This is a genomic window from Citrobacter sp. Cf072, from assembly GCF_030334485.1.
GTDB lineage: Bacteria > Pseudomonadota > Gammaproteobacteria > Enterobacterales > Enterobacteriaceae > Citrobacter > Citrobacter freundii.
This window is the reverse complement of record NZ_JAOWDX010000043.1, coordinates 17696-43218: the sequence shown is the minus strand read 5'-3', so window position 1 is coordinate 43218 and position 25523 is coordinate 17696. Positions and strand designations below refer to the sequence as shown.

The window sequence follows — 25523 nt, the reverse complement described above, 5'->3', positions numbered from 1 at the left end:
TCAACGGGGAACGCAGGATCGCTGGCTCCCCGTATGTAAAACAGCTAATAACCTTATTCGGTTTCTTCGCTGTCCTGTTGCGCAGATGAACCTTGCGCGTTGCTACCGTGATGGTAGTTGCTGCCAGTGCCGCCGGTGGCATTATTGCTGTGATGAGAAACCGGACGAGACGGGACAACAGTAGAAATCGCGTGCTTATAAACCATCTGGCTGACCGTGTTTTTCAACAGGATCACGAACTGATCAAAAGACTCGATTTGACCTTGCAGCTTAATACCATTCACCAAATAAATAGAAACTGGAACACGTTCCCGACGCAATGCGTTCAGGAACGGATCTTGTAAAGATTGCCCCTTAGCCATTCTCTCTTTTCCTTATATGCTTATTTGTACTTTGAACCTTTCGATTCTGAAAAATTGCGCACGATACGTTTCAATTGTACACATTCAGTTCGCGATAGCACCAACAACCTGTAATACTTCGTTTCGCGCCAGGTCAGGCTTTTCACTGTCAAGCCAGTGCACCCCTTCCCAACCACGCAACCAGGTTACCTGTCGCTTCGCCAACTGCCTCGTGGCGCAAACACCTCTATAAACCATTTCATCGTATGAAATTTCACCTTCAATGTATGACCACATCTGGCGATACCCTACACAACGAATGGAAGGCAAATCCGTATGCAAATCTCCACGGGCAAAAAGCGCCCGGACTTCTGCTTCAAAACCTGAAGCTAACATCTGATGAAAACGCTGCTCAATTCGCTGATGGAGCAGTTCACGGCTCGCCGGGGCGATTGCAAACTGATGCACCTGATACGGCAAAGCATCTCCTGACGTTTGCGTCAGCTCCGTTAAAGTTTTACCCGAAATGAAAAAAACTTCCAGTGCCCGGGAAAGTCTTTGCGGATCATTTGGATGAATACGCGCCGCAGCCACCGGATCGATGTCCTGAAGCTGTCGGTGTAACGCGTCCCAACCCTGCTCTGCCGCCTGCTGCTCAATTCTGGCCCTGACTTCCGGGTCCGCCGACGGTAACGGCGACAGCCCTTCAAGCAAGGCTTTGAAATATAACATTGTGCCGCCCACCAGCAACGGGATACGCCCCGCGGCGGTGATGTCGGCCATCTCGGCTAACGCATCGCGACGAAAATCCGCAGCGGAGTACGCTTGCGACGGATCGCGAATATCCAGTAATCGGTGCGGCGCGGCCTGTAATTCATCTGCATCGGGCTTGGCTGTACCGATATCCATCCCCTTGTAAATAAGGGCGGAATCAACGCTTATCAACTCTATGGGCAAAACTTTACGCAATTCAATTGCGAGTGCCGTTTTACCGGAGGCCGTTGGCCCCATCAAAAAAATCGCCTTTGGCAGGCTCGCCTTACGGGTATCACTCATGTTTCAGGGCATTCATTACCGAATGTAAATCAACAGGTTGTAACAGACCGCCCGGCGGTGCCTTCACGAGTTGTGGGCAGAGCCGCTCAACATCCGCTAACAGCGTAATCGCCTGTGCCATACTCCACTGTGGATGCTCGCTAATCAGGTTACGTGCGATCCACTGCGCAATATTGCCCGGCTCGAATACGGATTGCTGCGCCAGGTAGCCTATCAGTTCAGGAATCAAGATTTGTAAATTTTGTTGGCGTAAGGGTAAAGGCACCGCCCGGATGGTCACATGCTGCGCATCCAGTTGAAATTCAATGCCCAGCTCAGCCAGTTGGCTCTGTCCTTTTTGCAGCGCCGCTTTTTCATCGGCGTTGACTTTTAACCGTAAAGGGATCAGCAACGGCTGGGCGCAAACGGTCCCCTGGTCCGGCGTTAATTGCGCCTGACGCAGCCAACGCTCAGCCACCGGTAATGCCAGCAACCGAATATGACCATCGCACTCGAGTAACGCGCAGTCTGCACCGACAATCGTTAGCACCCGGCCAAAGCCCTGACTGCTGCCGCTCAGAGGTGCCGATGATGTTTCAGAGACCGGCGTTTTACGTGTTGGAGCCGGCGTCTGCATCAGTTTCTGATAAATTTCGCCCTGCTGCTTTTGGTATCCGGGTTGGGCATGAGGCCAACTGGCCCCCGCCTGACGGCCTGCGCCACTACTGCCGTTTCCAGCGCCAGTTGAGTACTGCGGTGTCGCAGGTTCACGCGCGGGAGCCGGCTCGGCAAAATGGTTACGTCCGGCAGCAACGCGGTTTTCCGGGATGTGCCTTGGAGCGGGTTCGTCGTCATCAGCCAACGGCAGCGGCGTTTCAAGCTGCTGTTGCAGGACGCTCAACACGCCCTGGTAAATAAAATCGTGCACCAGGCGGGATTGATGGAAACGGACCTCATGTTTAGCTGGGTGTACGTTGACATCCACTTGATGCGGATCGATTTCCAGATACAGCACAAAAGCGGGTTGTTGATCGGCTCCCAGCTTATCTTCACAGGCCTGGCGGATAGCATGGTTGATCAGCCGATCTCGCATCATCCGACCATTCACATAACAGTACTGTATTTCTGCCAGCGCCGCCGTTGTGTGGTTAGGATCGGCCACCCAGCCGCGCAGCGTCAAATCACCATGCTGCCATTCAATCGCCAGCGCATTCTCCAGAAACGGCGTGCCGCAAATCGCGCCCAGCCGGCGCTCTTTCTGCCCATCCGCGGCCACTGCCCGGTACTGACGCACCACTTTGCCGTTGTGAGACAAATTAATCGTCACATCAAAACGCGCCAGCGCAATGCGGCGAATAATCTCGTCGATATGATTAAATTCAGTTTTCTCGGTGCGCATAAATTTGCGCCGCGCCGGGGTGTTGTAGAACAGATCTAACACCTCCAGTGTGGTTCCCACTGGATGCGCAGCAGGTTTTACCGTCACATCCATGTCGCGCCCTTCAGCATAGGCTTGCCAGGCCTCAGGCTGCTCTTGTGTGCGCGACGTCAGGGTTAAACGAGACACGGAGCTGATACTTGCCAGCGCTTCGCCACGAAATCCGAGGCTAACGATGGCCTCAAGATCGTCAAGCGAGGCTATTTTACTGGTGGCATGACGCGCCAGCGCCAGCGCCAGCTCGTCTTTTTTAATCCCGCAGCCGTTGTCACGAATACGGATAAGCTTCGCGCCGCCGCGCTCAATATCGATATCAATGCGCGTCGCACCGGCATCGATGCTGTTTTCCACCAGCTCTTTCACCACTGACGCAGGCCGTTCTACCACCTCGCCTGCGGCAATCTGGTTCGCCAGCTGTGGCGGTAGAACCTGAATCGGCATGGCTAATCCTTAATTTGTTAACGTGTTACCCGGCGATATGGCGCTGGCGGTTTGCGCCGGCGCGCCCTGCGGTCCGGTTTGCATCGGGTGCGCCTGGAAATAGTTACGCAATCCTTTGTATATCGCCTCAGCCAGTTGCTGCTGGTAATCATCGCTCGCCAACAGACGTTCTTCGCTGTTGTTACTGATAAAGCCGGTTTCAACCAGCACAGACGGGATATCAGGCGAACGCAGTACGCCAAGACTGGCGTGTTCCGGACGGCGCTTATGCATCGAACCAATACGTTCTAACTGGCCGATCATGCTGGTCGCCACATCATACCCGACGCGCTGCGAATGACCGAACTGCAGATCCAGTACGGCCTGGCTGAGATAAGGATCGGACTGGCTGTTTGCCAGCACATCGCCCGCGCCGCCCAACAGCTCTGATTGTTTTTCGTGCTGTTCCAACCAGCCGGCCATCTCACTGTTCGCCCGACGGTTCGACAGCACCCAAACGGAAGCACCTGTGGCATCACGGTTTGGCGCGGCATCCGCGTGAATAGAAACCAGGAAATTGGCGTTTTGTTTACGTGCGACGTCTGAACGCCCCATCACCGAGATAAAGTAATCGCCATCACGGGTGAGTACGCCTTTAAACATTGGGTCATCATTGAGCAAGCTGCGTAGTTTACGCGCCACGGCAATCGTGACGTTTTTCTCACGCGTGCCGCCAGGGCCAATCGCCCCCGGATCCTGCCCGCCGTGTCCGGCATCAATGGCAATAACCACTTTTTCACCGCTGCCGGTGCTGGCGCGCGCCACAGGTCGTGTGGAGGTATTACTGTTGGTCACCATCGTGGTGCGATCGTTCTCTGCTTTAAACGGGTTACGCGCAGGCTCGGCAGGACGAGGGGCGACAACCGGCGTTTCAACACGCTTAACAACCACTGGAGGTGGAGGCGGCGGCGCATCCGCTTTGATGGTAAACACAACGGTATAATTGCCGCCGTTCTGGCGTTTAACGGCTTCGGCCTTGCCGTTCTCGGTTAAATCCACCACCAGACGCAAGGACTGCGCATCTTTTGGCGTGCCGGAGCGGATAGATTTCACCAGATTATTGCCGCTAAACAGCAGCGGTAATCCCTGAATCACTCCGGTTTGTTTTATATCCAGCGCGACGGTGCGTTTCCCGTCCTGGCTCACGGCGTATTCAGGCTCGCCAATAAAGCTCAGCGTAATCCGCGCCTGTTGATTGCCATTGGAAACCTGAAGATCGGAGAGGCTGGCGGCCCCTGCCTGCGCGCACAGCAGGACCAGGGTTGCCATCAGCCAGTTTCTGATGCGATAAATCATCCCGCCACCCTTAAGGTTATTCGGCTAAACGCGCCAGCAATAATTCACCCGATGAGGAGACTGCGCTTACGCGCGCCTCTCGACCTTGCGCCTGATATTCAATGTGTATTTCGACGTCCGGGTCTGGCAGTACACCTTTACCTTGTTGCGGCCATTCCACCAGGCAGATGGCATCATTGGCAAAATAATCGCGGATCCCCATAAATTCCAGCTCCTCCGGGTCCGCAAGTCGGTATAAATCGAAGTGATATACCATCAAGTTATCGAGTGAATAGGGTTCAACCAGCGTGTAGGTGGGGCTTTTTACATTACCTTTATGACCTAACGCCTGCAGAAATCCCCGGCTGAAAGTGGTTTTACCCGCCCCCAGGTCGCCGTACAAATATATAACCGTCGCGCCGTCACAGGCTTTGGCTACCCGCAGTCCCAGGTCTAAAGTTGCCTGCTCATCAGGTAGTGGAATTACTCGATTCATCATGATAAACGTCAATCACATCAGGGTTAACAATACGCTGTAGCGTGGTAAAAAGATCTGTCGCCAGCATGCCGCGCGTACCAAAACGCGCCGCCAGCACATCCGCAGCCGCTCCGTGCGCAACACATCCCGCACATGCTGCATCATACGGGGTAAGCTTCTGTCCGAGCAATGCGCCAATAATACCGGAAAGCACATCCCCCATTCCGCCGCTGGCCATCCCTGCATTGCCTGTATCAATAATACCTAACTCAGCTTGTTCAGCAGCAACAACCGTACCCGCGCCTTTCAGCACTACCACGCCTCCGTACCGTTTTACCAGACGTTGTGCGCAAAGTAAGCGATCGTCTTCAATTTCTGCAATGGAACAGCCCAGCAGTCGCGCGGCTTCACCTGGATGCGGCGTGATCACGCGATTGTGACGTTTATCGGGGTTGATTGCCAGCAGGTTCAGCGCATCCGCATCCCAGAGCATCGGTTTGCGAAAATTCTCTACTTTTTGCAGCGCTTTTTTACCCCACTCCTGCTGACCAAGCCCAGGTCCTATCACCACAACATCCGCCCATGCCAGGCTCTCTTCCAGAGTCTGCGGCGTCAGCGCATCGACCATCAGTTCTGGTCTGGCAGTCAGAACAGGCGCAATGTTCTCCCTGCGCGTCAATACTTTGACCAGCCCGGCCCCCGCACGCAACGCCGCTTCACCGGCCATACGTATTGCACCTGCCGTGCCGTGGTCGCCGCCGATAATCACCAGCCGACCGTGAGAGCCTTTGTGTGAGGTGGGCCGACGCGGCGTTAGCCAGTGCGCAAGCTGTTGAGCATCAAAACGTTGCAGCGGCGCGTTCTGCCCCGCCAGCCAGTCGTCCAGCCCGAGTGCGTTAACATGCAGACGTCCGGTGACATCGCGTGCTTTACCGGTAAGCAGACCTGGCTTGAGCGCAATAAAGGTAACGGTATGCGCAGCGTTGATGACTGCCCCCGGCGTCGCCCCCGTCTGCGCAAGCAGGCCGGAGGGAATGTCGATTGCAATTGTAGGGGCTGGGTGGCTATTGGCACGTTCGATCAACGCCGGGAGAGGTTCACGCGGCGCGTTTTTTAAGCCAGTACCTGACAGCGCGTCGATAATGACGTCCACGCTGTCTGGCCAGTTAATATCAGCAGCATGAATAACGCCACCGGCGTTAAGCCAGGCGTCGTGCGCCTGCTGCGCTTCTTCGGGGAGCGGTTTATCACTCTCGTACGCCAGCAACGTAACATTAAAACCCTGCGCTTTGGCAAGTCTTGCCACCACGTAACCATCACCGCCGTTGTTGCCGTGACCACATAGCACCAGCCAGTGTTGGGCGTTCGGATAGGCCTCACGGGTGACCTGAAACGCCGCCTCTCCCGCCCGTTGCATCAGCTCATACAACGTCAGCCCTAAACTGTCTGCCGCCTCTCGCTCCATCCGCCTGATATCATCGGCGTGCCAGATGGAGTGTGGTATACTTGCGGGGTTTTTCTTCATTGTATGGTCCGTCATGTCAGAGCCCCTCGATCTCAATCAGTTAGCGCAAAATATTAAGCAGTGGGGGCTGGAGCTTGGCTTTCAGCAGGTCGGTATTGCCGATACCGACCTCAGCGAAGCAGAGCCCAAACTGCAGGCCTGGCTGGATAAACAATACCACGGCGAGATGGACTGGATGGCCCGTCACGGCATGATGCGCGCCCGCCCCCACGAATTGTTGCCCGGTACGCTACGTGTCATCTGCGTACGTATGAACTATCTTCCTGCCAAAGCGGCCTTTGCCAGCACGTTGAAGAACCCTTCTCTGGGTTACGTCAGCCGTTACGCGCTTGGCCGCGACTACCATAAGCTGCTACGTAACCGCTTAAAAAAGCTGGGAGAGATGATTCAACAGCACTGCGTTTCGCTGAATTTTAGACCTTTTGTCGATTCTGCGCCCATTCTTGAGCGTCCTTTGGCGGAAAAAGCCGGGCTTGGCTGGACAGGTAAGCACTCACTAATCCTCAATCGCGAAGCCGGTTCATTTTTCTTCCTCGGGGAATTACTGATCGATTTACCCTTGCCGGTCGACCAACCAGCAGAAGAAGGATGCGGGAAATGCGTCGCCTGCATGACAATCTGTCCCACCGGGGCCATCGTTGAACCCTACACCGTAGATGCGCGCCGCTGTATCTCTTATCTCACTATCGAACTGGAAGGCCCGATACCGGAAGAGTTTCGTCCATTGTTGGGGAATCGAATTTACGGCTGCGATGATTGCCAGCTCATTTGCCCGTGGAACCGCTATTCACAGTTGACGACAGAGGATGACTTCAACCCGCGCAAGCAGCTTCATGCTCCGGAGTTAATAGAGCTGTTTAGCTGGAGCGAAGCGTGGTTTTTAAAAGTCACGGAGGGGTCTGCCATTCGTCGTATTGGCCACCTGCGCTGGCTGCGAAATATCGCCGTTGCGTTGGGTAATGCTCCCTGGAATGACGCTGTTATTCTCGCGCTGGAAAGTCGCAGAGGTGAGCACCCACTTCTCGACGAACACATAGACTGGGCGGTTGCTCAGCAAATCGAGAAGCGAAATGCCTGCGTAGTTGAGGTGCAGCTACCGAAGAAACAACGTTTGGTCAGGGTCATTGAGAAGGGTCTGCCGCGCGACGCTTAAGTCATCCACAGCTTGTGTATAAAAATAAAAACACATTGATATTCAAGAAGGAAAAAATCGTCAAGTGATCGCATTAACAATTTGAAATGATAATTAAGTCAATAATTTCAATTAGTTAAAATGATACTATTTACCCGGCGAAGCTTTTTGCATTCCAGGAATAATACCCGAACCTGTGGATAAGTCTGTTTACAAGAGTATGTCAATGACGAAACAAAACGTCCCCAACGCGATTATTCGTTGTGGATATTTTTATTGAGGTAAGAATTTGGAGCGGGAAACGAGACTCGAACTCGCGACCCCGACCTTGGCAAGGTCGTGCTCTACCAACTGAGCTATTCCCGCATAATCTTCGTCTTTCGAACCGCTACTGCGTTGGCTGCCTTCATTCGCCTGAGTCACTTACTTCAGTAAGCTCCTAAGGACTCATTCAGTTGCCGCCTTGTCGCAATTCGAAATCCTGCGATTGGTGGTCTGTGCTTATAAGCACTTTCAAATTTTGGAGCGGGAAACGAGACTCGAACTCGCGACCCCGACCTTGGCAAGGTCGTGCTCTACCAACTGAGCTATTCCCGCTTGGGTGCGTCTGTGCTTAATAAGCACTTTCAAATTTTGGAGCGGGAAACGAGACTCGAACTCGCGACCCCGACCTTGGCAAGGTCGTGCTCTACCAACTGAGCTATTCCCGCAAATTTGTTGCTGTCGTAATTCGCATTTCTGCGTCGTTACGGGAGGCGCATTATACGAGAAATCCGTTTAGCTGCAACCCCCTTGAATACGTTTTTTTCGAAAATTCGTTCAAGTGATTACTTTGCAATCAAGCTGAACAATTTAGCGTCAAAAAGCCGGTGACGCAAGCCACCGGAGAACAAAATCAAAGCTTAATAAAATGTTCGCGATAGTAAGCAAGCTCAGCAACAGATTCACGAATGTCGTCCATCGCCTGATGCGTTCCCTGCTTGGTGAAGCCAGCCAGGATCTCCGGCTTCCAACGACGCGCCAGTTCTTTGAGCGTACTAACGTCAAGATAGCGATAATGGAAATACGCCTCCAGCTCCGGCATGTATTTAAACAGGAAACGACGATCCTGGCCGATGCTGTTGCCACAGATAGGTGATTTCCCTTCCGGAACCCACTCTTTCAAAAAAGCCAGCGTGGCCAGTTCTGCTTCACGATCGCCCATGGTGCTCGCCTTCACGCGTTCCACCAGCCCGCTACCGGTGTGCGTACGTACGTTCCAGTCATCCATTAATGCCAGTTGTTCGTCGGACTGGTGCACCGCAATTGTCGGTCCTTCTGCCAGAATATTCAGGTTGGCATCCGTCACCAGCGTGGCGATCTCAATAATGCGATCGCGCTCGGGATCCAGACCTGTCATCTCCAGATCGATCCAAATCAGGTTGTTTTCATTGGCACTCATGCTATTTTCCACCCTTCAGCGTCACATTCAGTGTGACTACATTGTTCTAAAATTGTGTGTATCATAAATGTTTTGCCCATCATGGGCGACCAGGAGCCAGTCCGATTGAGTAAGAATAAACTCTCCAAAGGCCAACAGCGCCGTGTGAACGCCAATCACCAGCGTCGTCTCAAAACGTCCACGGAGAAGCCCGACTACGACGACAACCTGTTTGGCGAAACCGCTGAAGGCATCGTTATCAGCCGTTTTGGCATGCATGCCGACGTAGAGTCTGCTGACGGTGAAATTCACCGCTGCAACATCCGCCGTACAATTCGCTCGCTGGTTACTGGCGATCGCGTAGTCTGGCGCCCAGGTAAAGCGGCGGCTGAAGGCGTGAATGTCAAAGGTATCGTTGAAGCGGTACACGATCGTACCTCGGTACTGACACGTCCCGACTTTTACGACGGGGTAAAACCTATTGCCGCCAACATCGACCAGATCGTTATTGTCTCAGCCATCTTACCCGAGCTGTCACTCAATATTATCGACCGATATCTGGTAGCCTGCGAAACGCTACATGTTGAACCAATTATCGTACTGAATAAGATCGATCTGCTGGATGATGAAGGCATGGCCTTCGTTAACGAACAGATGGATAACTATCGCGACATTGGCTATCGGGTGTTGATGGTATCCAGCCGTACTAAAGACGGCCTGAAACCGCTTGAAGAAGCATTAACCGATCGCATCAGCATTTTTGCCGGTCAGTCGGGCGTAGGTAAATCCAGCCTGCTCAATAATCTTCTCGGCCTGCAGGAAGAGATCCTGACCAACGATGTCTCCGACAACTCCGGTCTTGGACAGCACACTACCACGGCCTCTCGCCTGTATCACTTCCCGCACGGCGGCGACGTTATCGACTCCCCTGGCGTACGTGAGTTCGGACTGTGGCATCTGGAGCCGGAACAAATCACGCATGGCTTTGTCGAATTTCATGACTACCTGGGCCATTGCAAATACCGCGACTGCAAGCATGATACCGATCCAGGCTGCGCTATCCGTGAGGCTGTAGAAAAAGGGGCCATAGCCGAAACCCGGTTTGAAAATTATCACCGCATCCTGGAAAGCATGGCGCAGGTAAAAACGCGTAAAAACTTTTCTGATACAGACAACTGACAACTAAGCTAAGCATCGCTAGAATCGTCCCCCTTTTTTCAGGATCCGGTCCACATGCCGGATCGGGAACAAATTATGGCCTGGAGGCTACCTTGTTAAACTCATTTAAGCTTTCGCTACAATACATTCTGCCGAAACTATGGCTCACTCGCCTGGCGGGTTGGGGTGCGAGCAAACGAGCGGGATGGCTGACCAAATTGGTTATCGATCTGTTCGTGAAATATTACAAGGTCGATATGAAAGAGGCGCAAAAGCCGGACACCGCCAGCTATCGCACCTTTAACGACTTCTTTGTTCGCCCGCTGCGCGACGATGCTCGCCCGATTAATACCGATCCAAACGTACTGGTCATGCCCGCTGACGGCGTGATCAACCAGTTAGGCAACATCGAAGAAGACAAATTGCTGCAGGCTAAAGGGCACAGCTATACCCTTGAAGCGCTGCTGGCTGGCAACTACCAGATGGCGGACAAATTCCGCAACGGTACGTTTGTAACCACTTACTTGTCTCCACGCGATTACCACCGTGTACACATGCCGTGTAACGGTATCCTGCGTGAAATGATGTATGTACCGGGCGATCTCTTCTCTGTAAACATCCTGACTGCGCAAAACGTACCGAACCTGTTTGCCCGCAACGAACGCGTAATCTGTTTGTTTGATACCGAATTTGGTCCGATGGTGCAGATTCTGGTCGGCGCGACTATCGTCGGCAGCATTGAAACCACATGGGCTGGCACCATTACCCCACCGCGTGAAGGCGTCATCAAGCGCTGGACCTGGCCGGAAGGCGAAAGCGAAGGGTCGGTGGCGCTGTTGAAAGGTCAGGAAATGGGCCGCTTTAAGCTCGGTTCCACCGTCATCAACCTGTTCGCACCTGGCAAAGTTAACCTGGTTGAGCAGTTGCAGGATCTTTCCGTGACCAAAATCGGCCAACCAATGGCCATCTCGACCGAGACTTTCGTGACGCCAGAGACAGAACCGGCCCCGCTGGCGAAAGAAGAGATCGAAGCAGAACACGACGCCAGCCCGCTGGTTGACGACAAAAAAGACGAAAGTTAAACATAGGAATCGCTGCTGTGCGCCTGATTATCACTTTTCTGATGGCCTGGTGCCTCAGCCTGGGGGCGTACGCTGCGACGGCCCCCGATGCCAAACAACTCACACAGGAACTGGAGCAGGCAAAAGCGGCAAAACCCGCTCAGCCAGAAACCGTCGAGGCGCTCCAGTCCGCGCTGAATGCCCTTGAGGAGCGGAAAGGCTCTCTCGAGCGCGCACAGCAATATCAGCAGGTTATTGATAACTTCCCCAAGCTGTCCGCAACGTTACGCGCACAGCTTAGTAACCTGCGCGATGAACCGCGCAATGTGCCAACCGGACTCTCTACCGATGCATTAAACCAGGAGATCCTCCAGGTTAGCAGCCAACTGCTGGAAAAGAGTCGTCAGGCCCAGCAGGAGCAGGATCGCGCCCGGGAAATCGCCGACTCGTTAAGCCAGCTTCCTCAACAGCAAACCGATGCCCGCCGCCAGCTCAATGAGCTTGAGCGGCGCATTGGTACCGCCAACGGCAATTCCGCGCAGAATCAGGCGATGCAAGCTGAATCCGCCAAACTTAAAGCCCTGGTCGATGAACTGGAGCTGGCACAGCTTTCCGCCAATAACCGTCAGGAACTGGCGCGTATGCGCTCCGAACTGGCGGAAAAGCAGAGTCAACAACTCGACACTTACCTGCAGGCTTTGCGCAATCAACTCAACAGTCAGCGCCAGCGTGAAGCAGAGCGAGCGCTGGAAAGTACCGAACTGCTGGCGGAAAACAGCGCGGGACTGCCGGAAGGTATTGTCGATCAGTTCAAGGTTAACCGCGAGCTGTCTCAGGCCTTGAACCAACAGGCGCAACGTATGGACCTGGTCGCCTCGCAGCAGCGTCAGGCTGCCAGCCAAACGCTGCAGGTCCGCCAGGCCTTGAATACGCTGCGAGAGCAGTCTCAGTGGCTTGGGGTTTCAAATATGCTGGGAGAAGCGCTGCGCGCGCAGGTATCCCGTCTGCCGGAAATGCCCAAGCCCCAGCAGTTGGATACCGAAATGGCGCAGCTTCGCGTGCACCGTATGCGCTATGAGGATCTCCTCAACAAACAGCCGCAGCTGCGTCAAATTCATCAGGCCGATGGACAACCGCTGACCGCTGAACAGAGCAGTATTCTCAACGCCCAGCTACGCACCCAGCGCGAGCTGCTGAACTCATTGTTACAGGGCGGCGATACGCTGATCCTTGAGCTGACCAAGCTCAAAGTCTCCAACAGCCAACTGGAAGATGCGCTAAAAGAGGTCAACGAAGCAACGCACCGCTATCTGTTCTGGACGTCAGACGTCAGTCCCATCTCGCTCTCCTGGCCTGTCGACATCGTTCAGGATCTGCGGCGTTTGATCTCATTAGATACGTTTAATCAGTTGGGTAAAGCCAGCGTCATGATGCTGACCAGCAAAGAAACACTATTGCCGCTGTTCGCGGCGTTGGTGCTGGTTGGCTTTAGCCTCTCTTCGCGCAAGCACTTCACCCGTTTCCTTGAACGCTCGTCCGCGCGAGTCGGGAAAGTCACCCAGGACCATTTCTGGCTGACAATACGCACGGTATTCTGGTCAATACTCGTCGCTTCTCCGTTGCCGGTGTTATGGGCAACGCTCGGTTACGGGTTGCAGGAAGCCTGGCCTTACCCGCTGGCTGTTGCTATCGGCGATGGCGTTACCGCCACGGTGCCTATGCTATGGGCGGTAATGATTTGCGCCACCTTTGCGCGTCCCAACGGTCTGTTCATTGCCCACTTTGGCTGGCCACGTAACCGCGTCGCGAAAGCCATGCACTACTACCTGATGAGCATCGGACTGATTGTCCCGCTGATCATGGCGGTGATTATGTTTGATAATCTCAATGACAGGGAATTCTCCGCCTCACTGGGACGTCTGTGCTTTATTCTGATTTGCGGTGCGCTGGCGGTCGTGACCCTGAGCCTGAAACGCGCCGGGATACCGCTGTACCTCGATAAAGAGGGCAACAGCGATAACATGGTCAATAGTATGCTGTGGAATATGCTGATGGGCGCGCCGCTGATTGCCATTCTCGCTGCGGCAGTGGGTTATCTCGCCACATCGCAAGCCCTGCTGGCACGTCTGGAAACATCCGTGGCGATTTGGTTCTTATTACTGGTGGTGTATCACGTCATCCGCCGCTGGATGCTAATTCAGCGCCGCCGCCTTGCGTTTGACCGCGCCAAACATCGACGCGCCGAAATGCTGGCGCAACGTGCGCGGGGCGAAGAAGAACCACCTCATTCCACCAGCCTTGAAGGTACGATTGATGTAGATGAAAGCGAAGTGGATCTGGATGCAATCAGCGCGCAATCGCTGCGCCTGGTACGTTCTATCCTGATGCTTATCGCCCTGCTCTCGGTCATTGTGCTGTGGTCTGAAATTCATTCCGCTTTCGGCTTCCTGGAAAACATCTCGTTGTGGGATGTCACCTCCACGGTGCAGGGCGTGGAAAGCTTAGAACCGATAACGCTGGGCGCGGTGCTCATTGCTATTCTGGTGTTTATCATCACCACCCAGCTAGTGCGCAACCTACCCGCGTTGCTGGAGCTGGCGCTACTGCAACATCTGGATTTAACCCCCGGCACCGGTTACGCCATCACCACTATCACTAAGTATCTTCTGATGCTGATTGGCGGCCTGGTGGGCTTCTCGATGATCGGTATTGAGTGGTCCAAACTGCAATGGCTGGTGGCGGCTCTCGGTGTCGGTCTGGGCTTTGGTTTGCAGGAGATCTTCGCCAACTTTATTTCCGGCCTGATTATCCTGTTTGAAAAGCCAATCCGCATTGGCGACACGGTTACAATTCGCGATCTCACCGGTAGCGTGACGAAAATTAATACCCGTGCCACCACTATCAGCGACTGGGACCGCAAAGAGATCATCGTACCCAACAAAGCCTTTATCACCGAACAGTTTATCAACTGGTCGCTATCCGATTCGGTTACCCGTGTGGTGTTAACCATCCCGGCACCGTCGGAGGCTAACAGCGAGGAGGTTACGCAGATCCTGCTGACTGCCGCACATCGTTGCTCGCTGGTTATCGATAACCCGGCGCCAGAAGTCTTCCTGGTTGACCTGCAACAAGGAATTCAAATCTTCGAACTGCGTATTTATGCCGCTGAAATGGGGCATCGCATGCCGCTGCGCCATGAAATCCACCAGCTGATTCTGGCAGGCTTCCGCGAGCATGGTATTGATATGCCATTCCCACCGTTCCAGATGCGTCTGGAGAGCCTCGGCGGTAAGCAAACAGGGAGAACATTAAGTTCTGCAGGAAGAGGCAGCCGCCCGGCGGGAAGCCTATAAACCGGAAAGTGCATTCTACATCGGCCACTTTTTGTGGCTGATTTCTTCCCGAAACTATCAGAAGCAAATCTGATATCGGATAAAAAAACGCCATAGCCAGTAGAAGACCATTGTAGCAATAACAGAATATTGCCAAAGAGAGCGCTGCCTCTTCCGAATAACAGCATAAATATATGGAATGAATAATGGTAAGGTCATTATAACACCAACTGGGCGAATATCATCATTTTCAAGGTATGTCATCACATCACAAATATTATTAATTCCTCTACCATCGATAAACCACTCTTTGTCTTGAACAGATAACATATCTATCCAAAATATGCTTATAACAAACCAGATAAAGTTAAGAACAAATGATTTCCAGCTCATCATAGACCTTTCATTATTTTCATTAAGGCGATTTTCTTTTCAAGAATACGCCGACCATATTCACTGTATTCTCTCTGATGAGATCCAATAGGTGCTGTAATGGAATCAATGATGTCTTGCTTATTTCTTTCGGTGCCGCGGTTGTATCTGGATCCTACAACAATTATCTGCTCATCGGTTAAGTTTGTGGTATCACCTATGTCAGGATAATCATAATGTATAAGGTCTCGTAAATGAAAGGCTACCACTCTAACGTTGAAACGGTCGTTTAGTAAGCACTGGGAAAGTTGGAACTGCTCAAAGGATGATAAAAGATCTGGTCGGATTCCCATAGTTCTGGCGGCAACCCCTAATTGTATAGCGACAGAACCTACTGAAGTAGAGTTTGAGTAGGTATTGCCTCCTCTCTTTGAAACAGCCTCCAGGATTTTTTTAATTTGTAGCACCACTGGTTTAAATCTTTCTGGCATTCCGCCAACCTCAGCAGCCGCAACACCGGCAAGTAACAATAAAGGTATTTGAGCCTCTCTGGCATATTGCCGAAGCATATCGCGATGGTAAATCAACCAAGATTTTTATATAACCATAAATGTGCCGTCCCCGTACTGAACGTCCAGTTAGAAGGAAGATAATGCCATCTAAAATAATCAACACCATTCCATTTAGGAAAACCTAATTCATCAACCTGGCAAAATATAAGGTTACTCATTCTCCCCTCACTTAAATCAGCGCTTGAATCTAGACACAATACTATCAGCAAATAAAACAATTTGTGATGGAGCAAACAAAAAAAATAATCACCAAAGAACACAATAATTTTATATAAAAATACAAAGCATACAAAACATAAATGCTTATTATAAATAAAAATGTTAATCCGGCTTACAGAGTAGACTGAGAGCCGGATTAAATATAAATTTGATTACTCCGTCGCCAACTGCGGCAGTTTCGCCATACGACGGCTGTAGTTCTGATAAATCGCCATCGCCAGCAGCGAGAAGAAGATCGGGCCGCCGGTCATCCACAAGGCACTGTTCCAGTCCCCGGCTTCAATTACCGGCTGGATGATGGTGAACACGTTGGCAAACGTCACCACCAGAACGACCACACCCGTTGCCAGCAGCGTCGCCGCTCGGGTTTTAAAGACAACAAACGGTCTTTCCAGACCCGGACGGGCTTTAAAGAACGGAAACGCCAGCGCCAGGAACAGATACGGCAGCGTCATGGATACGTTCGCCATCAGCGTCAGTTTGTTATAGAACGCTGAAGCCGTATCGCCACCAAATGAAACCAACAGGATAAACAGGCTCACCAGCAGGCACTGTAACCACATTGCCGTCGTCGGCATCCCTACGGCATTCAGTTTGGTCATCGGCGCGGGCCACAACGCTTTCGGCGTGCCCTGAATAATCGCTTTCAGCGGTGAGTAGCTGAGGGTGAAAAAAGCGCCGGTATAGGCAAGGAACATGGAAAGCCCGGTAATACGTGCAAACCATACGCCCATCACCATCGCGGTCTCAGGGGAAAGATGCAGCGCATTACCCAACGTCATCCCGAGGCTCTTCATCAGGATATAAGTAATATTGCCGAGGTTGACCGAGCTATTGCTTAATACCTGCTGCCAGTTGGTGCTAACGCCCCATAAAAAGATGGCCAGTGAATAACCAACAGAAATGACAATAGCGGCAAAAATAATGCCTTTAGCAAAGTTCTTTTCTGGTTTTTCTGTTTTATCAACCAGTCCCCCTACAGCTTCAATTCCGCCATAAGCAAAAATGGCAAACACAACAAATGACAACATTGCCAGCCCGGACTGATATCCGGGATTAGGTGAGGAGATAAAATTAATATCCTGTGCAAAGTGGCCACCAGTTAATAACAAAATAGCGACACTCACTAACAACAGAACTAAATTAAGACACATTACGGCAATTCCGCCTACTGCCGTAATACGCGCAATCTTATTAATACCCCGGGATGCCACGCAGGTCACCAGAATCATCCAGCCGACGGCGAGCAGCCCGACAACCTGCGTAGGCTCAAGCCCTGCAATACGCCAGTGCTGCGTCATGTCTGCGCCAAACAAGAAGGTTGAAAAAGGTACCCAGACTTTCGCCGCAGTACTTACCATCCATATCACATAAGAAGAAAACCACATAAACGTGCCGATAAAGGCATAGCGCGGTCCAACGCTATTATTCATCCACGAATAGATTCCCCCCTCTTCTTTCCGATAGGCAGACCCCATTTCCGCCATCATTAAAGCAAATGGAATAAAGAATAATAATGCAGAAAATATATACCACGGTATTGCACTATACCCCATTAAATAGAATGCGGAGGGGCTATTAGCAAAACCGAAAACTGACGTAAATATCATGAGAATGAGACCTGGCAGGCTCATCTTTTTTATTGTTTGGGTCATTAAACCATCCCTTACTCTGGCAAGCGTTTAGCAAACGCCGCTCACCGGTTGGCACTGCTCTCTTTGCAGAGTTCAGCGATAAAAAAATCAACACAGAATTGATACCTAAACGATATCAAATATCCAGGTGCAAATTGTGGCTATTAGAGGGGAAATGAAAAAATATGCTACAAAGTGGCGATTAAGCCGCCACTTTGTATTGCGGAAGAGTAAGTTATGCGCGATCGACGGTAAATGCGATAACCTCGGCCAGGCTCTCTGCGCCCAGCGCCAGCATCACCAGACGGTCAACACCCAGCGCCACGCCTGAGCAATCCGGCATGCCTACTTTCAGCGCTTCCAGCAGGTTGGTATCGATAGGTTGCTGCGGTAAGCCTCGTGCGGCGCGTTTGCGGTTATCCTGTTCAAACCGCTGCTGTTGTTCACGCGCGTCGGTCAATTCATGGAAACCATTTGCCAGCTCAATACCTTTGTAATAAACCTCGAAACGTTCAGCCACGCGGTGATCTTCGGTACTGATTTGCGCCAGTGATGCCTGGCTGGCCGGGAAATGATACACAAACGTCGGTTTGTCTTTACCAATATGTGGCTCAACGCCCATCGTAAACAGCAGCTGCAGTAAGGTGTCCCGGTCTTCTTCGGTATCGGCGATATTGCTGAGATCCAATTTCGCCGCCACTTCCCGCAGTTGGGTTTTATCCGCAGACAGCGGGTCTATCTCCAGATGACGCTGGAAGGCTTGCTGGTAAGAGAGGCTTTCCGCAGGCGAACAGTCCAGCACCTGCTGGAGCAAATCATCTACCTCATTCATCAGCCGATACATATCGTAGTGCGGACGATACCACTCAAGCATGGTGAATTCAGGGTTATGATGGCGCCCCATCTCTTCATTACGGAAGCTGCGGCACAGTTGATACACCGGGCCGCACCCTGCCACCAGCAGGCGCTTCATATGGTATTCAGGGCTGGTCATTAAATAGAGATTCATCCCCTGAGAGTGTCCAGGGCCAACGAAACGTGTTTCGAACGGGAACAGATGGATGTCCGTTACCGTTGCCTGACTCATACAAGGGGTCTCAACCTCCAGCACGCCACGATCGGCAAAAAAGCGGCGAATCTCCGCTATAATTGCTGCACGTTTTAACAGATTGGGGATGGACGCGCTCGGCTGCCAGGTTGCCGTTTCGCTCATGGTTGTTTCTCCGATTTAAGACAAGGGCACGAAGTCTACTCGTATCGCGCTAACGAGACAAATTTCAGGCAGCAGTAATCAGCACCGGCAATTGGATAAAAAAAGCGACATAGGGTGGTTTAGTAATTAAATTAATCAAATTCAATGATAATTCCCCCCTGTGACACGCTAAAAAAATCGAACACGTCAAATTTCCCGCACATCCCTAAGACTATACTATTGTACCTATAAAGGAGCAGTGGAAACGCGTTCATAACCTGTTTGAAGCCGATGAAGCATCTGATTTCAGGCGGGGATGAAATAACAACAATCTGGAGGAATGTCGTGCAAACCTTTCAAGCCGATCTTGCCATTATAGGCGCCGGTGGCGCGGGATTACGTGCTGCAATTGCTGCCGCACAAGCAAATCCCAACGCTAAAATCGCACTGATCTCAAAAGTGTACCCAATGCGCAGCCATACCGTTGCTGCCGAAGGCGGCTCTGCTGCTGTCGCGCAGGATCATGACAGCTTTGACTACCATTTTCACGATACGGTAGCAGGCGGAGACTGGCTATGTGAGCAGGATGTCGTGGATTACTTTGTCCACCACTGCCCAACTGAAATGACGCAACTGGAACAATGGGGCTGCCCATGGAGCCGTCGTGAAGACGGTAGCGTCAACGTACGTCGCTTCGGCGGCATGAAAATCGAGCGTACCTGGTTTGCCGCAGATAAAACCGGCTTCCACATGTTGCATACGCTGTTCCAAACATCTTTGCAGTTCCCGCAGATTCAGCGCTTTGACGAACACTTCGTTCTGGATATCCTGGTGGACGAGGGTCATGCCCGCGGCCTGGTTGCCATGAACATGATGGAAGGCACGCTGGTGCAGATCCGTGCTAACGCAGTCGTAATGGCAACGGGCGGCGCTGGTCGTGTTTACCGTTACAATACCAACGGCGGCATCGTAACCGGCGACGGTATGGGCATGGCGCTGAGCCACGGCGTTCCGCTGCGTGATATGGAATTCGTTCAATATCACCCGACGGGTCTGCCAGGCTCCGGTATCCTGATGACAGAAGGTTGCCGTGGTGAAGGCGGTATCCTGGTCAACAAAAACGGCTACCGTTATCTGCAAGACTACGGCATGGGTCCGGAAACCCCGCTGGGCGAGCCGAAAAACAAATACATGGAACTCGGTCCGCGCGACAAAGTTTCTCAGGCTTTCTGGCACGAATGGCGCAAAGGCAACACCATTTCCACTCCGCGTGGCGATGTGGTTCACCTGGACCTGCGTCACCTCGGCGAGAAAAAACTGCTCGAACGTTTACCGTTCATCTGCGAACTGGCGAAAGCCTATGTGGGTGTCGATCCGGTTAAAGAACCGATCCCGGTACGTCCGACAGCACACTACACCATGGGCGGTATCGAAACCGATCAGCACTGTGAAACCCGCATTAAAGGTCTGTTCGCTGTCGGCGAATGTTCCTCTGTTGGTCTGCATGGCGCTAACCGTCTGGGCTCCAACTCTCTGGCGGAACTGGTGGTCTTCGGTCGTATGGCCGGTGAACAAGCTGCGGAACGCGCTGCAACGGCTGGCGCTGCAAACAGTGCTGCTCTGGATGCACAGGTTGCTGGCGTTGAAAAACGCTTGAAAGATCTGGTTAACCAGGAAGGTAACGAAAACTGGTCTAAGATCCGTGACGAAATGGGTATTTCCATGGAAGAAGGTTGCGGTATCTACCGTACGCCGGAACTCATGCAGAAAACCGTTGATAAGCTGGCGGAACTGCAGGAGCGCTTCAAGCGCGTACGTATCACTGATACTTCCAGCGTCTTCAACACCGACCTGCTGTACACCATCGAACTGGGTCACGGTCTGAACGTTGCTGAATGTATGGCGCACTCCGCTCTGGCACGTAAAGAATCCCGCGGCGCGCACCAGCGTCTGGATGAAGGCTGCACCGAGCGTGACGACGTGAACTTCCTCAAACACACCCTCGCCTTCCGCGATGCTGACGGGACGACTCGCCTGGAATACAGCGACGTGAAAATCACCACTCTGCCACCGGCTAAACGTGTTTACGGTGGCGAAGCGGAAGCAGCCGATAAGAAGGAGAAGGCGAATGGCTGAGATGAAAAACCTGAAAGTTGAGGTGGTGCGCTATAACCCGGAAACCGATACCGCGCCGCACAGTGCTTTCTACGAAGTTCCTTATGATGAAACCACGTCACTGCTGGATGCGCTGGGCTACATCAAGGATAACCTGGCACCGGACCTGAGCTACCGCTGGTCCTGCCGTATGGCAATCTGCGGCTCCTGCGGCATGATGGTCAACAATGTACCGAAACTGGCGTGCAAAACCTTCCTGCGTGATTACACAAACGGCATGAAGGTTGAAGCGCTGGGTAACTTCCCGATTGAGCGCGATCTGGTCGTCGACATGACGCACTTTATCGAAAGCCTGGAAGCGATCAAACCGTACATCATCGGTAACCCGCGTACACCGGATCAGGGGCCAAACACCCAGACTCCGGCGCAGATGGCGAAGTATCATCAGTTCTCTGGTTGCATCAACTGTGGTCTGTGCTACGCCGCGTGCCCGCAGTTCGGCCTGAACCCTGAGTTCATTGGACCGGCTGCGATTACGCTGGCGCATCGTTACAACGAAGATAGCCGCGACCACGGTAAGAAGGAGCGTATGGCTCAATTGAACAGCCCGAACGGCGTCTGGACCTGTACTTTCGTGGGCTACTGCTCCGAAGTCTGCCCGAAACACGTCGATCCGGCTGCGGCCATTCAGCAGGGTAAAGTTGAAAGTTCAAAAGACTTTCTTATCGCTACCCTGAAACCACGCTAAGGAGTGCACGATGACGACTAAACGTAAAGCCTATGTGCGGCCAATGACGTCCACTTGGTGGAAAAAGCTGCCATTTTATCGTTTTTACATGCTGCGTGAAGGCACGGCAGTCCCGGCAGTCTGGTTCAGCATTGAACTGATTATCGGCCTGTTTGCACTCAAGCATGGTGCAGAGTCCTGGATGGGCTTTGTCGCCTTTTTACAAAACCCGGTGGTGGTAATCCTTAACATTATCGCCCTGGCAGCAGCTCTGCTGCATACCAAAACCTGGTTTGAGCTGGCACCAAAAGCAGCCAACATCATCGTAAAAGACGAAAAAATGGGGCCAGAGCCGATCATCAAAGGTCTCTGGGCAGTCACTGTGGTTGCTACAGTAGTCATACTGTTTGTTGCCCTGTTCTGGTAAGGAGTCCGGAATGATTAATCCAAATCCAAAACGCTCTGACGAACCCGTATTCTGGGGCCTGTTTGGTGCAGGCGGTATGTGGAGCGCAATCATTGCGCCGGTAATGATCCTGCTGGTAGGCATTATGCTGCCGCTGGGCTTTGTTCCTGATGCTTTCAGCTATGAACGCGTACTGGCATTCGCTCAGAGCTTCATCGGACGTGCGTTTCTGTTCCTGATGATCGTTCTGCCGCTGTGGTGTGGTTTACACCGTATGCACCACGCGATGCATGACCTGAAAATCCACGTGCCGGCTGGCAAATGGGTATTCTACGGACTGGCAGCTATCCTGACCGTTGTAACGGCGATTGGTATTCTGACCATCTAAGTACATGCGTTAATTATCAGGCCCGCCATTGGCGGGCCTTTTTTATTTGTGCAGCACCCCGGTCAACCAACGGGAAAATTCACGCATCGCGGGCGTCTCCGGGCGAGATTGCAAACGCGTTATCCAGTAGCTTCCCAAATCAATCTGCGTTAAAAAAGGCTGAACGATACGTTCACTGCTGAGCAAATGCGTGAACATTCTGACTGGCGCAATTGCCACACCGCTCCCCGCCTGAGCGGCTTCCAGCATGGTGACTGACGAATCAAACACCATCACATTGTGCGTCGGTGACGGAGGCGCCTCTCCGGCCGCCTGCATCCAAAGCGCCCATTCATCCCGCCGATACGATCGTAATAACGGAAATTTCAGGATATCCGCAGGCGTTTGAATCTGCGAAGCCAATGTTGGCGAACACAGTGGAGACATCAGCGCGCTACATAAATATTGCGCATCGGTATCGTGCCAGGCTCCCCCACCGTAGCGAATGGTATAATCCAGCCCTTCGGCGGCGGGATCCACGCGATTGTTATGGGTAGAAATATGCAAATCAATATGTGGGTAACTGCGCTTAAAATCGCTCAACAGCGGGAAAAGACAGCCGATAGCAAAGGTTCCCACTACGCCAATTTTAAGTTTTTCCTGGGTCTGTTTAGTGGCAAAACGATCCAACATCCCCGCCATACGATCGAAGGAGTCATTAAGTACAGGTAACAGACTTTCCCCTTCAGTCGTCAACATTAATCCACGAGAACCGCGCACAAAAAGCTGACAATTCAGCTGCTGCTCCAGCGATTTTACATGCTGGCTGATGGCAGAATGCGTCACGTTGAGCTCAATCGCAGCGCGGGTAAAGCTGAGATGTCTAGCCGCGGCTTCAAAAGCCCGCAGCGAGTTAAGAGGGATATAGCTACGCGTCATCATTAAGCCTGTTAGAAAAACTTATATCTGCTGCTAAATTTAACCGTTTGTCAACACGGTGCAAATCAAACACACTGATTGCGTCTGACGGGCCCGGACACCCTTTTGCTTTTAATTACGGAACTGATTTCATGATGAAAAAATCGATATGCTGCGCGCTGCTGCTGACAGCCTCTTTCTCCACGTTTGCTGCCGCAAAAACAGAACAACAAATTGCCGATATCGTTAACCGCACCATCACACCACTGATGCAGGAGCAGGCTATTCCGGGCATGGCCGTGGCAATTATCTACGAGGGGAAACCTTATTACTTTACCTGGGGTAAAGCCGATATCGCCAATAACCACCCAGTCACGCAGCAAACGCTGTTTGAGTTAGGGTCGGTCAGTAAGACGTTTAACGGCGTGTTGGGCGGCGACGCTATCGCCCGCGGCGAAATTAAGCTCAGCGACCCGGTCACGAAATACTGGCCAGAACTGACAGGCAAACAGTGGCGGGGTATCAGCCTGCTACACTTAGCCACCTATACAGCGGGTGGCCTGCCGCTGCAGATCCCCGATGACGTTACGGATAAAGCCGCATTACTGCGCTTTTATCAAAACTGGCAACCACAATGGACTCCGGGCGCTAAGCGTCTTTACGCTAACTCCAGCATTGGTCTGTTTGGTGCGCTGGCGGTGCAACCTTCAGGTATGAGCTACGAAGAGGCAATGACCAGACGCGTCCTGCAACCATTAAAACTGGCGCATACCTGGATTACGGTTCCGCAAAGCGAACAAAAAAATTATGCCTGGGGCTATCGCGAAGGGAAGCCTGTACACGTTTCTCCGGGACAACTTGACGCCGAAGCCTATGGCGTGAAATCCAGCGTTATCGATATGGCCCGCTGGGTTCAGGCCAACATGGACGCCAGCCACGTTCAGGAGAAAACGCTCCAGCAGGGCATTGAGCTTGCGCAGTCTCGCTACTGGCGTATTGGTGATATGTACCAGGGATTAGGCTGGGAGATGCTGAACTGGCCGCTGAAAGCTGATTCGATCATCAACGGCAGCGACAGCAAAGTGGCATTGGCAGCGCTTCCCGCCGTTGAGGTAAACCCGCCAGCACCTGCCGTGAAAGCCTCATGGGTGCATAAAACGGGATCCACAGGTGGATTTGGCAGCTACGTTGCCTTCGTTCCAGAAAAAAACCTTGGCATAGTGATGCTGGCAAACAAAAGCTATCCTAACCCGGCTCGCGTAGAGGCGGCCTGGCGCATTCTTGAAAAACTGCAATAACTGACAGAGGGGTCCGGTAAATCGGACCTCCTTTCTTGCTCTTTTTTTCCTGCTGTCATCTACACTTAACAAAAAACAGTAAGGAAAACACTATGCGCATTCTGCCCGTCGTTGCTGCAGTTACGGCTGCATTCCTGGTTGTCGCTTGCAGCTCCCCAACACCGCCGAAAGGCGTTACCGTGGTGAATAACTTTGATGCCAAACGCTATCTGGGAACATGGTATGAAATTGCGCGCTTCGACCATCGTTTCGAGCGCGGGTTGGATAAAGTGACCGCAACGTACAGCTTGCGCGACGACGGCGGCATCAACGTTATTAACAAGGGCTATAACCCTGACAGGGAGATGTGGCAGAAAACGGAAGGGAAAGCCTATTTCACCGGCGACCCAAGCACGGCCGCGCTTAAAGTATCATTCTTCGGCCCCTTCTATGGTGGGTATAACGTAATTGCACTCGACCGGGAATATCGTCACGCGCTGGTTTGCGGTCCGGATCGCGACTACCTGTGGATCCTTTCACGGACCCCAACTATTTCAGATGAAATGAAACAGCAAATGTTAGCCATCGCGACCCGGGAAGGGTTTGAGGTGAATAAGCTGATTTGGGTGAAACAGCCTGGCGCTTAGTGAGTGCTCAGCTTCAGACCAATAATGCCAGCAACGATCAGCCCAAGGCTCAGCAAACGCGCCGGGCTGGCAGATTCACCCAGCAGCAAAATCCCTGTAATGGCCGCCCCGACGGCGCCAATGCCGGTCCAGACCGCATAAGCGGTTCCTACAGGTAATGTGCGCATTGCCCAGGAGAGCATGGCAATACTGACGATCATCGCCGCAATAGTGATAATGCTTGGCGTAAGACGCGTAAAACCGTGGGTATATTTCAGGCCAATCGCCCAGACGACTTCGAGCAAACCTGCAATTAATAAAACGATCCAGGACATATCAGGCTCCAGAACAATGGGGCCGTCCCCGGTGAAAGAAGCGTTTGCAGGTCGTCCTACAAAGCTGATGTGTGAAATGGCATTTTTG

At 52.4% G+C, this 25523-nt stretch carries 22 protein-coding genes, 3 tRNA genes and 1 pseudogene; 10 read left to right on the top strand and 16 right to left on the bottom strand.

All coding sequences use genetic code 11. The features are described 5' to 3' along the window. Positions 1-53: 53 nt before the first annotated feature. The 6 genes from hfq to nnr form a co-directional block, all read right to left on the bottom strand. On the bottom strand, positions 54-362 hold the full coding sequence (gene hfq, locus OGX66_RS08230; protein ID WP_003025584.1) for an RNA chaperone Hfq: 309 nt from the start codon (positions 360-362) through the stop codon (positions 54-56). Positions 363-446: 84 nt separating this feature from the next. Beyond that, positions 447-1397, bottom strand: coding sequence for a tRNA (adenosine(37)-N6)-dimethylallyltransferase MiaA (gene miaA / locus OGX66_RS08225; RefSeq protein ID WP_016149447.1), 951 nt, complete (start codon positions 1395-1397; stop codon positions 447-449). Continuing rightward, positions 1390-3255: a DNA mismatch repair endonuclease MutL gene (gene mutL, locus OGX66_RS08220; protein ID WP_088902807.1), complete on the bottom strand. Its 1866-nt coding sequence runs from the start codon at positions 3253-3255 to the stop codon at positions 1390-1392. Before mutL ends, miaA begins: the two co-directional genes overlap by 8 nt. Before the next feature lie 9 nt (positions 3256-3264). Then, on the bottom strand, positions 3265-4590 hold the full coding sequence (gene amiB / locus OGX66_RS08215; protein WP_088902808.1) for an N-acetylmuramoyl-L-alanine amidase AmiB: 1326 nt from the start codon (positions 4588-4590) through the stop codon (positions 3265-3267). A 16-nt stretch (positions 4591-4606) separates the two neighbouring features. Continuing rightward, positions 4607-5068, bottom strand: coding sequence for a tRNA (adenosine(37)-N6)-threonylcarbamoyltransferase complex ATPase subunit type 1 TsaE (gene tsaE / locus OGX66_RS08210; RefSeq protein WP_003025570.1), 462 nt, complete (start codon positions 5066-5068; stop codon positions 4607-4609). Continuing rightward, entirely contained in the window at positions 5040-6587 is a 1548-nt protein-coding gene (gene nnr / locus OGX66_RS08205; protein WP_032937772.1) for a bifunctional ADP-dependent NAD(P)H-hydrate dehydratase/NAD(P)H-hydrate epimerase, read from the bottom strand. Before nnr ends, tsaE begins: the two co-directional genes overlap by 29 nt. On the opposite strand from nnr, the gene queG reads away from it, so the two are divergent. Continuing rightward, positions 6586-7725, top strand: coding sequence for a tRNA epoxyqueuosine(34) reductase QueG (queG, locus tag OGX66_RS08200; protein WP_044699183.1), 1140 nt, complete (start codon positions 6586-6588; stop codon positions 7723-7725). The genes nnr and queG overlap by 2 nt on opposite strands. 269 nt (positions 7726-7994) lie before the next feature. On the opposite strand, the gene OGX66_RS08195 is transcribed toward queG, so the two are convergent. The 4 genes from OGX66_RS08195 to orn form a co-directional block, all read right to left on the bottom strand. Continuing rightward, a tRNA-Gly gene (locus OGX66_RS08195) sits at positions 7995-8070 on the bottom strand. 155 nt (positions 8071-8225) lie between these two features. Beyond that, positions 8226-8301 (bottom strand) — tRNA-Gly (locus OGX66_RS08190). A 37-nt stretch (positions 8302-8338) separates the two neighbouring features. After that, positions 8339-8414, bottom strand: a tRNA-Gly gene (locus tag OGX66_RS08185). A gap of 185 nt (positions 8415-8599) precedes the next feature. Then, positions 8600-9145, bottom strand: coding sequence for an oligoribonuclease (orn, locus tag OGX66_RS08180; protein WP_003839477.1), 546 nt, complete (start codon positions 9143-9145; stop codon positions 8600-8602). Between the two features lie 105 nt (positions 9146-9250). Between orn and rsgA the strand changes: the two genes are divergently transcribed. From rsgA to mscM, 3 genes are all read left to right on the top strand, one after another. After that, on the top strand, positions 9251-10303 hold the full coding sequence (gene rsgA / locus OGX66_RS08175) for a small ribosomal subunit biogenesis GTPase RsgA (RefSeq protein ID WP_176690571.1): 1053 nt from the start codon (positions 9251-9253) through the stop codon (positions 10301-10303). A 92-nt stretch (positions 10304-10395) separates the two neighbouring features. Then, entirely contained in the window at positions 10396-11364 is a 969-nt protein-coding gene (asd, locus tag OGX66_RS08170; RefSeq protein WP_003844975.1) for an archaetidylserine decarboxylase, read from the top strand. A gap of 17 nt (positions 11365-11381) precedes the next feature. Further along, positions 11382-14696, top strand: a complete 3315-nt coding sequence (mscM, locus tag OGX66_RS08165) for a miniconductance mechanosensitive channel MscM (RefSeq protein ID WP_003839472.1) — start codon at positions 11382-11384, stop codon at positions 14694-14696. Positions 14697-14753: 57 nt separating this feature from the next. Here the strand turns inward: mscM and OGX66_RS08160 are convergent, their stop codons facing one another. The 4 genes and pseudogenes from OGX66_RS08160 to epmA form a co-directional block, all read right to left on the bottom strand. Next, a complete protein-coding gene (locus OGX66_RS08160) occupies positions 14754-15068 on the bottom strand; it encodes a YjeO family protein (protein WP_016149443.1) in 315 nt (104 codons plus the stop codon). Next, positions 15068-15777, bottom strand: a pseudogene (locus tag OGX66_RS08155) (hypothetical protein). The gene OGX66_RS08160 and the pseudogene OGX66_RS08155 overlap by 1 nt, the downstream one beginning before the upstream one ends. 213 nt (positions 15778-15990) lie before the next feature. Continuing rightward, complete coding sequence (gene yjeM / locus OGX66_RS08150; RefSeq protein WP_270923142.1) at positions 15991-17493, bottom strand: glutamate/gamma-aminobutyrate family transporter YjeM; 1503 nt, start codon at positions 17491-17493, stop codon at positions 15991-15993. Positions 17494-17707: 214 nt separating this feature from the next. Further along, on the bottom strand, positions 17708-18685 hold the full coding sequence (epmA, locus tag OGX66_RS08145) for an elongation factor P--(R)-beta-lysine ligase (RefSeq protein ID WP_003830517.1): 978 nt from the start codon (positions 18683-18685) through the stop codon (positions 17708-17710). A 324-nt stretch (positions 18686-19009) separates the two neighbouring features. On the opposite strand from epmA, the gene frdA reads away from it, so the two are divergent. The 4 genes from frdA to frdD are packed head-to-tail and all read left to right on the top strand — an operon-like array spanning position 19010 to position 22300. Next, positions 19010-20800: a fumarate reductase (quinol) flavoprotein subunit gene (frdA, locus tag OGX66_RS08140; protein ID WP_003025543.1), complete on the top strand. Its 1791-nt coding sequence runs from the start codon at positions 19010-19012 to the stop codon at positions 20798-20800. Then, complete coding sequence (gene frdB / locus OGX66_RS08135; protein ID WP_003025540.1) at positions 20793-21527, top strand: fumarate reductase iron-sulfur protein; 735 nt, start codon at positions 20793-20795, stop codon at positions 21525-21527. The genes frdA and frdB overlap by 8 nt, the downstream gene beginning before the upstream one ends. Before the next feature lie 10 nt (positions 21528-21537). After that, positions 21538-21933 (top strand): fumarate reductase subunit FrdC, encoded by a 396-nt coding sequence (gene frdC, locus OGX66_RS08130; protein WP_003025537.1) that lies wholly within the window; start codon positions 21538-21540, stop codon positions 21931-21933. Between the two features lie 10 nt (positions 21934-21943). Continuing rightward, complete coding sequence (gene frdD / locus OGX66_RS08125) at positions 21944-22300, top strand: fumarate reductase subunit FrdD (RefSeq protein WP_003025535.1); 357 nt, start codon at positions 21944-21946, stop codon at positions 22298-22300. 42 nt (positions 22301-22342) lie between these two features. Here frdD and ampR read toward each other — a convergent pair whose 3' ends face one another. Further along, the gene (ampR, locus tag OGX66_RS08120; RefSeq protein WP_032937777.1) at positions 22343-23218 is read right to left on the bottom strand and encodes a LysR family transcriptional regulator AmpR; all 876 of its coding nucleotides are present in this window, start codon (positions 23216-23218) and stop codon (positions 22343-22345) included. Positions 23219-23349: 131 nt separating this feature from the next. Between ampR and blaCMY the strand changes: the two genes are divergently transcribed. Both blaCMY and OGX66_RS08110 read left to right on the top strand, forming a co-directional pair. Further along, positions 23350-24495: a CMY-2 family class C beta-lactamase gene (gene blaCMY / locus OGX66_RS08115; protein WP_088902810.1), complete on the top strand. Its 1146-nt coding sequence runs from the start codon at positions 23350-23352 to the stop codon at positions 24493-24495. Between the two features lie 92 nt (positions 24496-24587). Continuing rightward, on the top strand, positions 24588-25121 hold the full coding sequence (locus OGX66_RS08110) for a lipocalin family protein (protein ID WP_003025522.1): 534 nt from the start codon (positions 24588-24590) through the stop codon (positions 25119-25121). On the opposite strand, the gene sugE is transcribed toward OGX66_RS08110, so the two are convergent. After that, a complete protein-coding gene (sugE, locus tag OGX66_RS08105) occupies positions 25118-25435 on the bottom strand; it encodes a quaternary ammonium compound efflux SMR transporter SugE (RefSeq protein ID WP_000118520.1) in 318 nt (105 codons plus the stop codon). The genes OGX66_RS08110 and sugE overlap by 4 nt on opposite strands. Positions 25436-25523: the final 88 nt, after the last annotated feature.

Excerpts from the sequence above, each read along its gene's own strand:
- hfq (WP_003025584.1), bottom strand. The coding sequence starts at position 362 with ATGGCTAAGGGGCAATCTTTACAAGATCCGTTCCTGAACGCATTGCGT.
- miaA (WP_016149447.1), bottom strand. The coding sequence starts at position 1,397 with ATGAGTGATACCCGTAAGGCGAGCCTGCCAAAGGCGATTTTTTTGATG.
- mutL (WP_088902807.1), bottom strand. The coding sequence starts at position 3,255 with ATGCCGATTCAGGTTCTACCGCCACAGCTGGCGAACCAGATTGCCGCA.
- amiB (WP_088902808.1), bottom strand. The coding sequence starts at position 4,590 with ATGATTTATCGCATCAGAAACTGGCTGATGGCAACCCTGGTCCTGCTG.
- tsaE (WP_003025570.1), bottom strand. The coding sequence starts at position 5,068 with ATGATGAATCGAGTAATTCCACTACCTGATGAGCAGGCAACTTTAGAC.
- queG (WP_044699183.1), top strand. The coding sequence starts at position 6,586 with ATGTCAGAGCCCCTCGATCTCAATCAGTTAGCGCAAAATATTAAGCAG.
- nnr (WP_032937772.1), bottom strand. The coding sequence starts at position 6,587 with ATGACGGACCATACAATGAAGAAAAACCCCGCAAGTATACCACACTCC.
- orn (WP_003839477.1), bottom strand. The coding sequence starts at position 9,145 with ATGAGTGCCAATGAAAACAACCTGATTTGGATCGATCTGGAGATGACA.
- OGX66_RS08160 (WP_016149443.1), bottom strand. The coding sequence starts at position 15,068 with ATGAGCTGGAAATCATTTGTTCTTAACTTTATCTGGTTTGTTATAAGC.
- yjeM (WP_270923142.1), bottom strand. The coding sequence starts at position 17,493 with ATGACCCAAACAATAAAAAAGATGAGCCTGCCAGGTCTCATTCTCATG.
- epmA (WP_003830517.1), bottom strand. The coding sequence starts at position 18,685 with ATGAGCGAAACGGCAACCTGGCAGCCGAGCGCGTCCATCCCCAATCTG.
- frdB (WP_003025540.1), top strand. The coding sequence starts at position 20,793 with ATGGCTGAGATGAAAAACCTGAAAGTTGAGGTGGTGCGCTATAACCCG.
- frdC (WP_003025537.1), top strand. The coding sequence starts at position 21,538 with ATGACGACTAAACGTAAAGCCTATGTGCGGCCAATGACGTCCACTTGG.
- frdD (WP_003025535.1), top strand. The coding sequence starts at position 21,944 with ATGATTAATCCAAATCCAAAACGCTCTGACGAACCCGTATTCTGGGGC.
- ampR (WP_032937777.1), bottom strand. The coding sequence starts at position 23,218 with ATGACGCGTAGCTATATCCCTCTTAACTCGCTGCGGGCTTTTGAAGCC.
- blaCMY (WP_088902810.1), top strand. The coding sequence starts at position 23,350 with ATGATGAAAAAATCGATATGCTGCGCGCTGCTGCTGACAGCCTCTTTC.
- OGX66_RS08110 (WP_003025522.1), top strand. The coding sequence starts at position 24,588 with ATGCGCATTCTGCCCGTCGTTGCTGCAGTTACGGCTGCATTCCTGGTT.
- sugE (WP_000118520.1), bottom strand. The coding sequence starts at position 25,435 with ATGTCCTGGATCGTTTTATTAATTGCAGGTTTGCTCGAAGTCGTCTGG.